The organism is Methyloprofundus sedimenti, from assembly GCF_002072955.1.
Classification (GTDB): Bacteria; Pseudomonadota; Gammaproteobacteria; order Methylococcales; family Methylomonadaceae; genus Methyloprofundus; species Methyloprofundus sedimenti.
On the sequence record NZ_LPUF01000001.1, the window covers coordinates 1,572,952 to 1,588,914 of the forward strand.

Annotated in this window: 14 protein-coding genes and 1 tRNA gene; 12 read left to right on the forward strand and 3 right to left on the reverse strand. The window is 40.7% G+C overall.

Annotated features, from left to right (window positions below):
• Positions 1-9: 9 nt before the first annotated feature.
• From AU255_RS06935 to AU255_RS06975, 9 genes are all read left to right on the forward strand, one after another.
• Positions 10-588 carry a helicase associated domain-containing protein gene (locus tag AU255_RS06935; protein WP_080522193.1) on the forward strand — a complete coding sequence of 193 codons (579 nt, stop codon included), beginning with the start codon at positions 10-12 and terminating at the stop codon, positions 586-588.
• Positions 589-927: 339 nt separating this feature from the next.
• Positions 928-1,452, forward strand: a complete 525-nt coding sequence (locus AU255_RS06940) for a hypothetical protein (protein ID WP_080522194.1) — start codon at positions 928-930, stop codon at positions 1,450-1,452.
• An 89-nt stretch (positions 1,453-1,541) separates the two neighbouring features.
• The gene (locus tag AU255_RS06945) at positions 1,542-2,384 is read left to right on the forward strand and encodes an REP-associated tyrosine transposase (RefSeq protein WP_080522195.1); all 843 of its coding nucleotides are present in this window, start codon (positions 1,542-1,544) and stop codon (positions 2,382-2,384) included.
• Between the two features lie 112 nt (positions 2,385-2,496).
• On the forward strand, positions 2,497-3,111 hold the full coding sequence (locus tag AU255_RS06950) for a cation transporter (protein WP_080522196.1): 615 nt from the start codon (positions 2,497-2,499) through the stop codon (positions 3,109-3,111).
• 225 nt (positions 3,112-3,336) lie between these two features.
• Positions 3,337-3,810 (forward strand): hypothetical protein, encoded by a 474-nt coding sequence (locus AU255_RS06955; protein ID WP_080522197.1) that lies wholly within the window; start codon positions 3,337-3,339, stop codon positions 3,808-3,810.
• Positions 3,811-3,855: 45 nt separating this feature from the next.
• Entirely contained in the window at positions 3,856-4,983 is a 1,128-nt protein-coding gene (locus tag AU255_RS06960) for a hypothetical protein (protein WP_080522198.1), read from the forward strand.
• The gene (locus tag AU255_RS06965) at positions 4,971-6,116 is read left to right on the forward strand and encodes a LamG domain-containing protein (RefSeq protein ID WP_080522199.1); all 1,146 of its coding nucleotides are present in this window, start codon (positions 4,971-4,973) and stop codon (positions 6,114-6,116) included. Before AU255_RS06960 ends, AU255_RS06965 begins: the two co-directional genes overlap by 13 nt.
• On the forward strand, positions 6,110-7,528 hold the full coding sequence (locus tag AU255_RS06970) for a hypothetical protein (RefSeq protein ID WP_080522200.1): 1,419 nt from the start codon (positions 6,110-6,112) through the stop codon (positions 7,526-7,528). The genes AU255_RS06965 and AU255_RS06970 overlap by 7 nt, the downstream gene beginning before the upstream one ends.
• Before the next feature lie 8 nt (positions 7,529-7,536).
• On the forward strand, positions 7,537-8,493 hold the full coding sequence (locus AU255_RS06975) for a hypothetical protein (protein WP_143735876.1): 957 nt from the start codon (positions 7,537-7,539) through the stop codon (positions 8,491-8,493).
• A gap of 614 nt (positions 8,494-9,107) precedes the next feature.
• Here the strand turns inward: AU255_RS06975 and AU255_RS06980 are convergent.
• From AU255_RS06980 to AU255_RS06990, 3 genes are all read right to left on the reverse strand, one after another.
• Positions 9,108-9,193, reverse strand: a tRNA-Leu gene (locus AU255_RS06980).
• Between the two features lie 113 nt (positions 9,194-9,306).
• Positions 9,307-10,146 carry a PHP domain-containing protein gene (locus AU255_RS06985; RefSeq protein ID WP_332889034.1) on the reverse strand — a complete coding sequence of 280 codons (840 nt, stop codon included), beginning with the start codon at positions 10,144-10,146 and terminating at the stop codon, positions 9,307-9,309.
• A complete protein-coding gene (locus AU255_RS06990; protein WP_080522202.1) occupies positions 10,143-11,948 on the reverse strand; it encodes an ABC transporter ATP-binding protein in 1,806 nt (601 codons plus the stop codon). Before AU255_RS06990 ends, AU255_RS06985 begins: the two co-directional genes overlap by 4 nt.
• A gap of 66 nt (positions 11,949-12,014) precedes the next feature.
• On the opposite strand from AU255_RS06990, the gene AU255_RS06995 reads away from it, so the two are divergent.
• The 3 genes from AU255_RS06995 (at position 12,015) to fabB (ending at position 15,879) form a co-directional block, all read left to right on the forward strand.
• The gene (locus tag AU255_RS06995) at positions 12,015-13,970 is read left to right on the forward strand and encodes a transglycosylase SLT domain-containing protein (RefSeq protein ID WP_158083074.1); all 1,956 of its coding nucleotides are present in this window, start codon (positions 12,015-12,017) and stop codon (positions 13,968-13,970) included.
• Positions 13,971-14,132: 162 nt separating this feature from the next.
• Positions 14,133-14,648 (forward strand): 3-hydroxyacyl-[acyl-carrier-protein] dehydratase FabA, encoded by a 516-nt coding sequence (gene fabA / locus AU255_RS07000; RefSeq protein ID WP_080522204.1) that lies wholly within the window; start codon positions 14,133-14,135, stop codon positions 14,646-14,648.
• Positions 14,649-14,658: 10 nt separating this feature from the next.
• Complete coding sequence (gene fabB, locus AU255_RS07005) at positions 14,659-15,879, forward strand: beta-ketoacyl-ACP synthase I (RefSeq protein WP_080522205.1); 1,221 nt, start codon at positions 14,659-14,661, stop codon at positions 15,877-15,879.
• Positions 15,880-15,963 lie beyond the last annotated feature (84 nt).

Here is a 15,963-nt window from a genome sequence, read left to right on the forward strand (position 1 = left end):
CGAATTTACTTGACCACTACAACCCAACAAGAAGGTCATGCAAGAGTGCCTTCAAACTATAAAACATCGGATGGATATAAATTAGGTATTTGGGTCAGTACTCAAAGGCGTGGTAGGGAACAATTAGCAGCGAAATATATATCACAATTAGAATTATTACCAGGATGGGGTTGGGATCCATTAGAGTTTCAATGGGATCAAGGATATTCCTATCTAGAGAAGTATGTTCAACAGCAAGGTCATGCAAGAGTTCCTTCAACGTATAAAACCGAAGATGAATATTATTTGGGGAGATGGGTTAGGACCCAAAGAAAACAAATAGAACAATTAACACCTGAACGACTTTCAAAATTAGAATCACTGGAGAGTTGGGTTTGGGATCCATTAGAATTTAATTGGGAAGAGGGCTTTGCTTATTTAAAGCAATATGTTCAACAACACGGTCATTCAAGAATTCCATATAAATATAAAGTAGCGGATGGGTTTAACTTGGGACGTTGGGCTGCTAGGCAAAGGAGAAATAAGGTTCAATTAACAGCAGAACGGATATTGAAACTAGATTCGATAAGTTTTGATTGGGTGGTATGAGAGTGATCAAGGGGGCAGCCAGTAATACCGCTACCAGTGAAACATTAAGTCGTTGAATTATAATGGTTAAGTATGAATATTTTTCATCTTTTCTAAATATATGATCGCTTTAGAAACAATGACTTTAACCGTTGTATATTATTTTTCTGGTACAATTTTTAATAAACGATTTTCGTAAGCTATTGTTTGTCACTGTAGTGTATATTATTAATGATTTATTTGACTGGTAGCGGTATTACTGGCTGCCCCCTTGATTTACATGGAAAATTTGCTCTGCTTACGCACCGTAAATTCCCAGTGATGCTGAGCGTTATAATTTTTAGCAAATATGAGAAGTAGTTGAATAAAAAAAATCCTATTCGTTTATCTACAAAAGCAATGACAGCATTGAGAAATGTTTACGATCCATCATTCAAGATAAGAACTAAAAAACTAGAAGATATCCAAGAATATAGCTTTTCTATCTTACTATATTGGAATCAAATCGAATCTTTAATTAAGCTTTTAAAGTACTACAAAAAAATCGATGAAGAATATCCTGATAAACTTAACTTTATCAATAGAAGCTGGGGTATTTTAAAAAATCTACACCAAGCAAACAGCAACAATTATATTATTATTTTTGCTGATGGGAAGAAAACCAGTGAAAGCTTGTGGGGTACAAGAGATAGGATTGCACACGCCAGCCATATTGTAACTAAAGAAGAATACAATCAATTTAAAGAATCGGCTATATGGGTTTTTAGTCAGTTATTTACTAATATGGCGGAAACATTTGATTTGGCGCATAATCAGTATTTAACACACAAGAAAAGTAAAGTACTTGCAAGTAAAAAAATAAACAAACCAATGGGGTCGGTATAGATTGAAATAGGACCCCTAGGGGTCAGGTCTTTGATTTATGAAATAGGTTGTGATATGTTATCAGCTAAAGAAAAATAAAGGATAGCAAGATGGCTAGACCACTAAGGCTTGAATTTTCTGGCGCGTTGTATCATGTCACTTCCCGAGGAAATCGACAGGAAGCGATTTATGAAACCGATACCGACAGAGAAAACTTTTTAACGATCTTATCTGAAGTGTGTAAGCGATATCATTGGCTCTGTCACGCCTATTGTCTGATGGGTAATCATTACCATTTACTGATTGAAACCCCCGAGGGGAATTTATCCCAGGGCATGCGGCAGTTAAACGGGAAATATACACAATCATTTAATCGTACTCATCAACATGTTGGGCATGTATTTCAAGGGCGTTATAAGGCCATCCTGGTGGATAAAGACAGCTATTTACTGGAATTATGCCGATATATCGTGCTGAATCCCGTGCGCGCTGGCATGGTGCGGTCGGCAAAAGATTGGCAATGGAGTAGTTATCGTGCCATGATCGGTTTGAAAAATACACCGGAATGGCTGGAGACGGATGGGGTGTTATCAAATTTTGCGGGACACAAAGCCGAAGCTGTTCAAGCCTATAAACACTTTGTTAGCCAGGGGCGGGGACAGGCATCGCCTTGGGAGGCTTTGAGAAATCAGGTGTTTTTAGGTAATGAGCATTTTGTTGAATCTATGCAGTGTTTGTTAAATGCAGAACAGGACTTAAGCGAAATTCCAAGAGCTCAACGAAGGGGGATTGTCAAACCACTGTCTGAATATGCTGAAAAATATATTCGCAATGAGGCTATTGCAAATGCTTATGCCAGCGGGGGTTATAGTATGAAAGAAATTGGCGATTATTTTGGTCTGCATTATTCTACGATTAGTGGAATAATTAATAATCATAGTTCAAAGACCTGACCCTTTTCCTCTTGTGACCCTTTTCCTCTTGACTTAACCTGTCCCAGTGCTAGACTTGAGATTTTTAATCATGGAAAAATGGTCTGGTTTACAGACTAAATAATATAATTTTATGAGCGGATGTTGTGATGATAGTTGCGCTGTAGAGGCACTAAGAGAAAAACAAAGGGGGACATTGCTAAGTGTACTAAGTATAAATTTAGCCATGTTTCTGATTATAGTTGTTGCCGCTATGTATGGGAAATCAACAGCATTATTCGCGGACAGTCTGGATAATCTTGGCGATGCATTAACATACGCACTAAGTTTATATGCTGTAACTAGAGAAAATGCAACAAAGGCCAAGGTTGCACTATTTAAAGGTTTTCTGATTTTGTTCGCAGCAATTGCTGTGCTTGTTCAAATTGTCTATCACATTATGGTGCCAACAGTTCCAGTGTTTGAAATCATGGGAGCATTTAGTTTGCTTGGCCTAATCGCTAATTCTATTTGTCTTTATCTGCTTTGGCGCCACAGGAATGAAGATGTAAATATGAGTTCAGTCTGGGAATGTTCGCGAAATGATATCGTGATAAATATTTCCGTTTTTGTCGCAGCAGGCGCGGTGTGGATTACTGAATCAGGTTGGCCAGATATTTTAGTTGCGATTGCTCTGGTTTGGTTATTAATGCGTTCATCTATTCGGGTCATAACTTCAGCTAGGCAGGAACTTCGAGCAGCAACATAATATGCCAGTGGGGTTATATTATGAAAAAAACAGGAGATTATTTTGGTCTGCATTATTTCTCGATTAGTGGAATTATTAATAATCATCTATCAAAGACCTTACCCCTCATTCTTCTCGCATTTCCTTGTTAAGTTTTTAATCCTCAAACCGACTTGATTGTTTGAAAAAGTGCGTTACAATTCAAAGGCATAGGCGATTACATCGGATATTAAGAAAGGGGGCTTAATGAACGGAATAATTCTCACGCCAACCAAAATTAATGCCTTATTCCTTGAAGAAGACCGATATGTTGTTCCGCCAGCTGTAGATTTTTCAAGTCTGCCTTGGTCAGATGGTTTTCATGACCATAACCCCGATACACCCTATCTCAGTTTAAGTGTTCTGAATTCTTCCTTTGCTTCTGATACCTTCCGATTAAAACCTGGAATCCACTTGCATTGGCTTTTACCTGCGGCCTATCGAAGAGCATTTCTCAATTCTCAAAATGGTATGTCGCATATTTATTGTCCAGCTCCCAATATCTGGCTTGTTAGACGTTTTTCAGGTGATGGTGAAAGTAAGGAATGGGTGGTGGAGAGTGATGTTTTAATGCCGCCTGCATATTTTCCGCATGCCAGTGGCAGTTATATGCCATATGATTCCAAGCATGGTTCTCCACCTTTTAGAATGATAGGCCGGACATTAGCTTTACAAAAATGACTGGATGAACAAAAAGCGCCAGACAGATATCCTAAATTGACGGCAATGGGTTACGGTGATGCTGCTTTCGCTTCTTATTACCCGTCCAGCTCCAGGTGTTTTGGTTTTCATGACCCGGATATATTTGATTTAAAAAAGCCTCCGACTTATGAAGTAATAGGCTGGAGAAAAGAAAAAGATGACAACCTGATCAACTGGATTGTAAATAACAGCATCTCGGGAAAACGTTTTAATACGGATGAATTGATTTCAAAGTCATTTGGTTGGCACCTTGGACATGCTAATCCAGGCAACAAATCAACGATTCAATCCAATCCGTCCGATGTCGTTGTTTGCTACTCACGCATAAAAATAGGCCCAGGTGATAGTAAACCGGGTAAGTTAACTAATCATCAAGTGTCTTTAGGTAGTAATGCAAATGATGCCTTAGCCGCTTATCTGACAAAACAGACTCTTAATAATGGAAAAAGCGTACTCAAAAAATCTCAAATAGAAGAACAACTTGATTACCTAAGTGCCATTAATGCAATTGCAAATAAAAAAAGTGACAAATATTACAAACTTCTTGAAACACGCCATGAACAGAGTTATGTTGCAGAATCAGGTGGTATCAGCTGGGCATTACGTAACGAACCCAACAAAGAAACCGCCAATGCTGTTAACACTGGCAATCGTTTAGCACAGGAATATCCCGCTGAACTGGGAAAATTACTTGGAAAAGCTAATGAACTGCAAAAAGAATATCAAACCGCGCAATATTCGATTATTGATTTGCAAACTCAAATATTTTTCGACTGGCATCGCTATCAGTTTGCCATGTATCCACAAGGTACGGAAAATAGGATTCATGCAAACGTCGATGAAATAAAGCATTTTATACAGAATGTTTCAATAAAGAAACTACATGAAATGCAACGTGACACGGGTGAAATCAATTATCGATTCACTGAGAATCAAACCTTACTTAAAGCAAAAGCATCAACGGGAACTAAAGCAAACACGGCGCAAACTTTAGCTACAGCACTTAATCAATTAACGAAAAAACTGTCAATTTATAATCATTGCTTTATTTCGGGGAAAATTCACGGAGACATCACCCTGGAACAAGATTCTACAATCGGGGGTATCTTCGTTTTGGAGATGCCAATACTTTTGTCAAAATGGATCATCTAGAGGGCTTAAACGGCCCAATACTCTACGAAGATAAACCATTACGAGATTTTTCCCTGGTTTTCTGGCTTAAATTAAATCCGGGAGAAGGTGGCATTGTCGTCTCATTTGATCCCACGCAATGGTTCGAAATCGAAGTGCTACGTAGCGGTAATTCGTCAGGTCATCTAGTGTTGACCACAGTCAATTCATTAGGTGTGATAGACCGAATGGAAAGTAATGAGCTTGTTGCCAACGGACAATGGCGAAGTATCACTGTCACCTATAATACATCTCAATCCGAACAATCCATCCAGATAGATCAGCTGGACAAACAATCTAAACCCACCCAATCTGGACTGATTGGCGGTCGTAAAACGCGCTCCGGTTATCTGGGAGTCTCTACTTTCACCGCTGAATTCTCAGATCTACAAGAAGTTAAAGGCAACTTTAAAGGTGCAATAACAGGTCTTCGATTTATTAGAGGACAGGCAGACTCTAAACAACTCAAGGCAATAATAAACCCTGGCAACAGACCTGCTTTTTCCTTACGCCAGGTTGCAGCACCACGATTTTGGCAACCCAAAGAACCCGCAGTGGCAATTGTGGGAGACGATGCAACAAGCAGTGATAGCTTTCAAACTGAAGATCATTACCCACATGATCTATTGAGATGTACTTATATACAAGGATTATCAACCGACGCGCTTCTGGGTAATGATAAGCCAGCATCACTCAAGGTTATTCAGTCGTTGCGAAAAACTCTCGATCATATTCAACAGTCAAAACCTGATTCATTCGGTTATTTTGAAGCGGATGGGACTTCCTGGAATCCCTTATTTGCTGAATGGGAAGTTGCATTGTATCCCTTGGCAATTAGTCATCTTCATAACGGAAAAAGTAGCCAGTATGATCCAGAGTTTATTTATCAGGGTTATCAATTACCGCGAGAGTCTAATGAATTGGAACTGATGCCAGAACAATGCCCATTAGCACAAACAGCAAGTTTTTTAGGCGGCAGAAGTTTGATCAGTCCAAATGCATCAGCAGCAATGAATGTACGACTGGATGAATTTATTAATGCCCATAAAGGCATTGTACCCAAAGAGTTTTTGGATATACAAAAAAACTATCTGCAACAAAAGCGCAAATGCTGACATTCCCGCTCAGTGGCATTAACGCTGCCATGCTGCAAAAGCAACAGGTTATGCAATTACCTGCTGATGATCCTCTGGCTTTTGCAGAATACGCCGAGTTCGCCCAAAGGGTCAAAAATGCGGTTGGACAACAACGCACGACAGCGCCTGACCCAACACTGGATTTTCACCCGATCCAATCCGGTGCATTGGAATTGCGTCGTCTGCGCTTAATTGACAATTTTGGTCAAAGCCGGGAACAATCCGTTAACAAAATAGAACGGACCGAACGACTTGAAGTGGCACAGCATGACAATCTGGTATCACTGCCGGTTCGCCTTTCACAATCGGCAAGACTCGAGTTTCGCCTGCTACAGGCTGCCGAGAAAATTAAAGATGCGTCAGAACACCACAATAGATCGCCGGTTTGTGGCTGGCTGACAGTGAATGATCTTGATGAATTAATTATGGTTCATGATGCAAAGGGGCATCCTCTGGGTACATTAAATGCTGATTCAGACCTGATTTGGCAACCTGCGCCCGGCATGGAACGGCCGTTGGCACCGGCAATGTTTTCCAATCCAACGCTGAGGAGGGTCATCGAATGGTTAATCAGGCAAGGGGGGAAATTTATCGATCTTTTTGCTCATACGTTGGAAAATTCCCTGGACACTATCCATCCCGAGAACTTTGGTGCCGACGAATGGGCTTTGATGAGTGGACGGCCTTTGGCGATTGTACAGGTTAAAGTGGAACTGTTACTAAAAGGACTACCCGCAAATGACCAGGGCTACGGAGCATTCCATCGCGATCTGCATAGCGGTATTCGTGATAGTGCCGGTTATGAAAATGTCAAGTTCCCGGTACGGATCGGAGATCATAGGCAAGTTAACGATGGCCTGGTCGGCTATTGGCGGGAAGACAACGAAGAGCGACTTAGTAAGCAGTTTCATGCACCTAACGCGAACGCCGTTGAGATGGCGCAGCAGGAAACAGGCAGCTCCTCAAAAACTGAAAATAAAATCATCGGGGCTACAGAGCCTCCGCTAATTCCGCTTTCAATTCGTCAGCCTGCACAGATACTTACCTTGCTGATTGACCCTCGCGGTCATTTGCAGGCAACCAGTGGCATACTGCCACAAAAAAGCATCACCTTGCCGAAACAGTTTTATAGTGAAGCATTAGCAAAAATGCGACCGATATTTCTGACTGCACCCGTACTGACCCCCAGTGACAAGCTCACCCTGCCATTACCGCGTCATCACGGATTACACTGGGACTGGTTAGAAAGGCGACGTGAACAATGGGAGCGGACAGATCAACAAGCGATATCTGAGCCTGCGGCGGCTTCAGGTGCATCATCCGCTAAACAGGAAATTCGCGAAGGCTGGCTGGAACTTAACCCGAATAAGCAAGATAACGAAAATAACTAGGAGCGCACATGGCCGAACTTGATGACGGATTGATACTTCACCTGCCACTTACAGAGTCTCTGCAGAACGGTTCTATTGACAAATCGTCCCATCGACATGAAGTTCATGTGCGGGGGAGGCTAGGCGTTTTCAATGTGAGCTATGCAGCGGCTTGGGAACTTGGGCGCCTGTTAGGTCTTTCTGCAGGAAGTTTCGCTCAGTCCTTGATTCGCTGGAAGCATAAGGAAAAAACCGCTATCCTGGCTAACAAGGCGGAGCTACAAGTCAGTCATATCGGGTTTGCCCGGTCGGCAAATTCCCCAATTTCCGCGGATGAAGTTCCTGAAGAAATTTCCTCATTTCTAAATAAACTCGCATCCCTTGAGCTTGTTCCATTAAATTATCTTTTGCCAGAAGAAGCAATGTTACCAATTGATTCTATAAGATTTTTTCAGGTGGATAACTTTTGGTTAAAATGCTTGCTGGAAGGAGCATTTAGTCCCGGTCGTTTTCTCTCAAACGATCATCAGCATGAACTTAAGCTAAGAACAGCAATAGAATCCGTTAATTTCCCGGTTGCCGGTTTCTTAATGCGCTCAGAAATTGTCTCTGCATATCCTGGATTGATGGCGCAGGGGATTGATAAGAATAGTGTTAAACAATCATCAGTCATGCGTCGTCTGTCACCTCATCTGATGTTGTGTACATTTAATGTTGAAGTTGTACAGATCGATTTACATCTTGCCCCCAAAGCGTTGCACTGTGGGGTGGAAAATAATTTCAAAAAATTTGTTCGCAAGTCAAATGGCGAGCTTTCAAAAATATCCAAAAAAGTTAACATCAAAAACCGAAAAATAGCTGTCAAAGATTTATCCGATGATTTAGCGAATGCCGCTAAATTACTCAAATTTGATAATAATGGTAAAGCCGGTTTTTTTGCACTGCAGATGATAGAGGGTGTCCAGTTGATGAGATATAAATTATAGACATCGAGTAAAAATCTGATTACCTGGAATTTTTGATAGGGCCAGCAGAATTTTCATACAGCCAGATTTTTTGGTGCTCCTGTCAATGGAAATAATATCCAGGCCGCCCGTCCTGGTCTATATCAATCATCTGCGTTGAAATGGTTTAATACACCACGACACTTCTAAAGGCTGACTTATAATGGCATTCGAGGTGAATATGAGTAAGCAAAATAAACCAAAAAGACCTGAATATAATCTTGAATTTAAACAAGATGCAGCCAAATACGTTATCGAGACAGGACATATCCACTAACAAGTCGCAGACAGCTTAAGCGTATCCCTTAAGTGTCATTGAGCGTTGAGTTAGAGCAGGACGAAGACAAAAAATCGAAATAAAATCAACACCTAGCTCATCTGGTTAGTAATTAGTCTGGTTACGTAAGGAAGTTGAGTAATTGCTCATGGAACGCGAAATATTAAAAAAGGCAGCGGTTTTCCTCGCCAAAGAAGTCGAGTAAAGTATTTTATTATTCGAGAGCAATAGAAGGCCCAGCCTGAGGCTGTTATATCACCGTAACGACAGGCATAAAAAAAGGGCAGTAGCCTTACGGCTGTAGCCCTTTATTTATATGTGGTGCCTCGGGCCGGAGTCGAACCGGCACACCCAGAAGGCGAGGGATTTTAAGTCCCTTGCGTCTACCAATTTCGCCACCGAGGCATCAATCTCTGATTGAGAGCAGACTATTATAATGCTTTTTTTGGGTTTGACTAGTAAATTTTTGTTTTATTCGGAGGATTCTCTGTAATATTTTGTTTGTAGAGGGATTTTTTTTAATGAGTAAATAAATCCCATACAGGCGGGATGCTTTTTGGCAGTGAGCTTAAACGACCTAGTTCAACCCATTGGTTTTTTGGCGTGTGAAAATCTGAGCCAACTGAGCCATAGAGTTCGTATTGTTTGGCGAAATGAATCGTGCGCCTTATTTCGTCGGGGTTGCTGCGTGCTGTAATAATTTCTATTCCCTGGCCGCCCATTTCTTTAAAGTCAGATAAAAACCGGCGCATCCAGCTTGCAGTGAGTTTATAGCGCATCGGGTGGGCCAGTACAGCAATGCCTTTAGCTGCTTTAATCCAGTGTATAGCATCTGCTAGGTCTACCCATTGGGTTTTTACGAAAGCTGGTTTGCCTTCTCCTAGATAACGGTCAAAGGCTTCCTGGGTCGTGCTGACATGGCCTTTTTTAATTAAAAAATCAGCAAAGTGTGGTCGGGTAATCATGCCAGGACCTGCAGCTTCATGTACTGCTTCGAATGCACCGGGGATTTTGTGTTTTTCTAATTTGGATGCAATTTTTTTGGCTCGCTCAAGACGAATAATTTGTAATTGATGCGTTCCTGCTAGCAGTTCGGCATTATTGGCATCTATATTGAGTCCTAATATATGGAATGTTTTCTTATTCCAGATGCAGGAAAGTTCAATGCCGGGAATGAAATTCAGATCATGTTGCTCACTGGTGTGTTGCGCTTCGAAGAGACCTGAAACTGTATCATGGTCAGTTAGAGCGAGGGTGGTAACGCCTTGCTCTATGGCACGTAAAATAAGTTCAGTCGGAGATAGTGAGCCATCGGAAAAGCTGGAGTGGCAATGCAAGTCATATTTTTTTTCAATCATTGCTGATATTCTCCATACAGTTTTGCATAAAGTCCATTTTGATTGATTAATTTTTCGTGGCTACCTTGTTCACAAATTTTACCTTCTTCAAACACATATACGTGATCTGCTTGTTTTATCGCGCTGAGTCTGTGGGCAATAATGATGGTGGTGCGGTTTTTTAAGAAATCTGCCAAGGCTAGATGTAACTTGCGTTCGGTTTCTGTATCCAGGGCAGATGTAGCTTCATCAAGAATCACGATACTGGGTTTGGCAATGACCATACGCGCGATGGCCATGCGCTGTCTTTGTCCACCGGACAGGCGCATTCCCTGGCGCCCAATTATGGTATCCAGAGCTTTTTCCAGTTGACTGACTGTATCTTTTAATTGCGCTATTTCAAGTGCTTTCCATAATTCTATATCGGTAACCAGTTTACCTAGCGCAAGGTTTTCACGAATCGTATCATTAAACAGTATCGGGTGTTGCAGGACAGTAACTACATGCTCTCGAACCCGGTCAAAACCAATTTTATTAATTGGCACATTGTCATAATAAATCATTCCTTTTTTAGCCGGGTATAAGCCTATCAAGGTTTGAATTAATGTCGATTTACCGCCGCCGCTAGCACCAACCAGGGCTATTTTTTCGCCGGCTTTAACAGATAAATTAATGCCTGTTAGTATTTCATCTTGTTCATCAGCATAGCTAAAGTGCAAGTCCTTAATGCGCAAACTAACAGTATGTTTATTTTTAAATGGGTCCTCAAGTGCAGGATAAATCGGTTCCTGTTGTAAGGCTTGCAGGCGATTGATGCGAGCGAGCGCTGCTTTAGCACCAAAAAATGAATATTGTATGCCTAATACTTCTTGTACTGGAGCCATCATAAACCATAGATAACCGAATACGGCGAGCATTTCACCGATACTTAAGTTTGAATACAGCACCATTAGCATGGCCGCTGAACGAAAGATATCGAACCCAAATAAGAAGATTAAGAAACTGAAACGGGTTGCAGCATCACTTTTCCAGGCAAAGGAAATGGAGTGTTCTTTTACCTCGGCAGCGGAATCGATCAGTTTTTTATAATAATGTTTTTCCCGGTTGCTGACACGGATTTGCTGAATGGCTTCTAAAGTTTCGGATAAAGCCTGCTGGAAAATGCCGTAAGCAGAATTTTCTTTTGCCTTCAAGGTTTTAACTTTTTTGCCCAGGCTACGCGTAAAGAAGATTACGATAGGGTTAAGCAATAAGATAAATAAGCCCAATTGCCAGTGCATCCATAACAGGATGACACCGGTGCCAATAATGGTTAAGCAGGCAACTAGTAGTTTGCTGGTGGTACTGCCGATAAAAGTATCGATGGTATCCAGGTCTGTAACCAAGTGAGTGATGACTGTGCCGCTACCTAAGCTCTCATATTCAGCCATAGAGATATGCTTAAGGTGGTTGATCTGATTTTTTCGAATATGAAAAATAATATCTTTAGAAATACGACAAAATTGACGCGACTGGATAATATTAAAAATAATTCCAAGTGTTCTTAAAACAAGACTGGTGATTAATATAACACTGATATAAAGTATCGGTGTTTGCCAATGAAATGGTACAAATTGGTTAATGGTATGTATGGTGAAGCCGGGTTTATTTAGCAAAACTTCATCAACCAGTAAAGGCATTAACAGTGGTACTGGCACGGTCGCGAGAGTTGCAAGAATAGCGAGTAATTGTGCGCTAACAAGTTCTTTTTTGTGTTGTCTGACGATACTTAAAATATAAGGCCATGTATATAGAGTTGTTTTGGGCGTGTCTTGATTTAGCACGATGTTTACTTAGTTTGGTAGTTATAGATATTTAAGATGAATTATAGCTTTATTTGGAGAGTTTCTGTGTTTAAAAATGGTGGTAAAGCTACAATTAAAAAGGGAAGTATGTGGCTTAAATGCCAGAAAATTTTGTTTCTATTTCTTCTTTCTGGTTCGTTTGAGAGTTATGCAAGTGTGCTTGAGCAACAGCGCCAGGGCTTTTTGCAAGCCGAGATGATGATAGCATCGGGTGATGATCAGGGTTATGCTGCGATAAGCACTGATTTAAAATCATATCCATTGTATTTTTATTTGCAATATCAATGGTTAAGTAAGCATTTAGAGCAAGATAAGCAAATACTTGATTTTTTGCACAACGCCAAGGAGTCTCGTTACACGCAGAAATTACGCTGGAAATGGCTAGATTATCTTTATCGGCAGGGTAAATGGAATACCTTTGTTGCAAATTACACGTCTTCTAACAGTAAATTATTTCAATGTCGATATAATTGGGCACAGTATCAGCGAAACTATAAAACCAAGGCGCTAAAGGCTACAAAAAAAATATGGTTAACGGGCTCTTCGTTGCCAAAAGGTTGCGATCCCTTACTGACAAAATTTACGCAGTCATCTTATTTAACACAAGAGTTGATTTGGCAACGATTTATGCTTGCGGCGAAGGCCAGGCAGTATAGTTTAGCGACTTATTTAGTCAAAATGTTAAGCAGTGCCATTGAGCGTGAAAATGCTGAAAAATGGTTAAAGCTGGTAAAAAATCCAGCATTAATCTCACAGGCAGGTTTTTTTTCAGCAGTTTCAAAAGCACAGCAAGCGGAAATGTTTACTTATGCCATGAAAAGGATGGTGAGTGCTGATGTAGAAAATGCCGCAGGATTATGGGATGCAAAAAAGACAGCTTTTAAGTTATCAAAGAATCAGGTTTTTCAAGTCGAACGAGCCATTGCTTTACAGTTTACCTTTAATAAATCTGCTAAAGCGTATGCCCGCTTTAGTGAATTACCTCAATTAGATGCAACAACACGAATATGGGCAGTCAGAGCGGCATTAATTGAGAATAATTGGCAGCATGTTGATCAGGCATTACAGAACTTATCAGTCAAGGAAAAAAATCAGGAACGCTGGCGATATTGGCAAGCTAAAGCATTATTACAGACTAATCAGAGCGAGAAAGGCCTGGCAATTTATAAGCAACTTGCGAATGAACGTAGTTATTATGGATTTTTGGCGGCTGACTATTTGCATCAGGATTATGCTTTAGTTGATAAGCCAATAATATTGAATGAAAGTAATAAGTTACGTTTATTGTCACAAGAGAAATTTGTTATCATTAATGAATTTCGAGCACTGGAAATGGAAAAAGAAGCGCAACAATTTTGGTGGGAGGCTGTGCGTAACTTGAAGGGTGATGATTTGTTATCAGCAGCAAAAATAGCTCAGCAATGGCAATGGCATAGACTAGCGATACTTACGGTGTCTAGAGCAAAGTACTGGGACGATGTAGGGTTACGTTTTCCTGTTGATTATGCGGAAAAGATTGAGGAAAATGCACTGATTCAACAGTTGGAGAGTGCAATAATATATGGCCTGGTGCGTAGGGAGAGTATGTTTGATCCGTCAGCGGGGTCTCCAGCCGGTGCTATGGGACTTATGCAAATTATGCCGGGCACAGGCAGACAGATAGCGAAAGAAACACACTTTCCCTGGCGTTCAAAGGCAGTCTTATTGCAGCCATCAGTAAATTTAAAATTTGGTGCTTATTATTACAAGCAAATGTTAGATAAGTTTGATGGAAATTTTGCGCTTGCGGCTGCTGCTTATAACGCAGGCCCGCACAATGTTAATAAATGGCTTAAAATTGATCGGGACTATGCGGCTGATATCTGGATAGAAACAATTCCTTATAAAGAAACCAGAGCTTATGTGGCTGCCGTCCTTACTTATGCTTTGATTTATCAAAGCCGTTTGCAGAGTGGCAACTTGCGTATGAATGATTTTATGCAAGATATTAAATATAAATAATAAATTTTAGCCCAGTAATTTTGCTGTTTAGAGCTTATTAGTTTTATTTTTGGCAGATATTTTAACGATAGAAAACGGATGATAATTTTTTCTACCTTTATTAATAACAGGGTATAATGCTCGACTGAAAACATAATTATAAAAAATGAAACAGGATTTGGAATGCAAAAGCAGCATAGTTATGATCGCGCAGACTTATTAGAATCAGGACATAATGGTCTATTTGGTCCTGGCAACGCTAAATTGCCTCTACCTAATATGTTAATGATGGATCGAATTACTCTTATCACTGATGAGGGCGGCGAATTTGATAAAGGCGAAATTATTGCAGAGCTAGATATTAACCCGGATTTATGGTTTTTTAAATGTCATTTCGAAGGCGACCCGGTTATGCCTGGTTGCTTAGGGCTTGATGCAATGTGGCAATTAGTAGGGTTTTATCTGGGCTGGAAAGGTGGACCTGGAAGAGGGCGTGCTTTAGGCGTGGGTGAAGTTAAATTTACGGGCCAGGTTTTACCTACGGCGAAAAAAGTGACCTATCGCATTCAGTTAAAGCGCGTAATTATGCGTAAACTTGTTATGGGAATTGCAGATGCAACAATGGAAGTTGATGGCAATGTAATTTACACAGCAAAAGACCTACGTGTAGGTTTATTTACAAATACAACAGAGTTTTAAGAGGCGAGATATGAAAAGAATAGTTATAACTGGACTAGGGATTGTTTCTAGTATTGGAAATAACAGTGAACAAGTTCTTGCATCTTTAAAAGAAGGGAAGTCAGGCATTAGCTTTGCTGAAGACTATAAAGAATTAGGCTTTCGTAGTCATGTGCGCGGTGCGATTGATATAAATCTGGATGATTTTATTGAACGTAAAATTAAGCGTTTTATGGGTGATGGTGCGGCTTTTAATTATATTGCCATGCAGCAAGCTATTCTAGATGCAGGTCTGGAAGAGAATGAAGTTTCCAATGTGCGCACTGGTTTGATTATGGGATCTGGTGGTCCTTCTACATCAAATCTGGTTGCTGCAGCTGATATTTTACGCGAAAAGGGTATTAAGAAAGTAGGCCCTTATATGGTGCCACGTACAATGTCGAGCACTAATATTGCGTGTTTAGCAACACCATTTAAGATAAAGGGTATCAATTACTCAATTACCTCGGCTTGTGCAACCAGTGCGCATTGTATTGGTAATGCGATGGAACAGATTCAGATGGGTAAGCAGGATGTTGTTTTTGCCGGTGGCGGTGAAGAAGTACATTGGACTATGTCTGTCCTGTTTGATGCTATGGGAGCTATGTCGTCTAAATATAATGACGCTCCTACTACGGCTTCTCGAGCGTATGACTTAACGCGTGATGGCTTTGTTATATCCGGTGGAGGGGGTGTGCTTGTGCTTGAAGAGTTGGAGCATGCAAAAGCTCGCGGTGCGAAAATATATGCTGAAATAACCGGTTATGGTGCCACATCTGATGGCTATGATATGGTACAACCTTCAGGGGAAGGTGCTATTCGTTGTATGCGACAGGCGATGGCGACTACTGATGGTAAAGTTGATTATGTGAATGCTCATGGTACCAGCACACCTGTGGGTGATGAGCGTGAAATAGGTGCTTTGCGTGAAGTATTTTCGCCCGAAGACATGCCTTTTATTACTTCCACAAAATCCTTAACAGGTCATGCTTTAGGCGCGGCGGGAGTTAACGAGGCGATTTATTCTATCTTGATGATGCAGAATAATTTTATCAGTGCCTCGGCAAATATTACCCAGCTTGATCCGATGGCAGAAGGGATGCCTATCGTTACAGAGCGTAAAGATAATGTTACTTTAAATACTTTGATGTCGAATAGCTTTGGCTTTGGTGGAACAAATGCATCTTTGATTTTTCAACGCTATAACGGCTAATAGTGTAAAGCCGGATTTAGAGCGGACTGAATTTTATTCTACGCTTAAGTATTAAACATAAGCCATTCAATAAACAAAACAAAA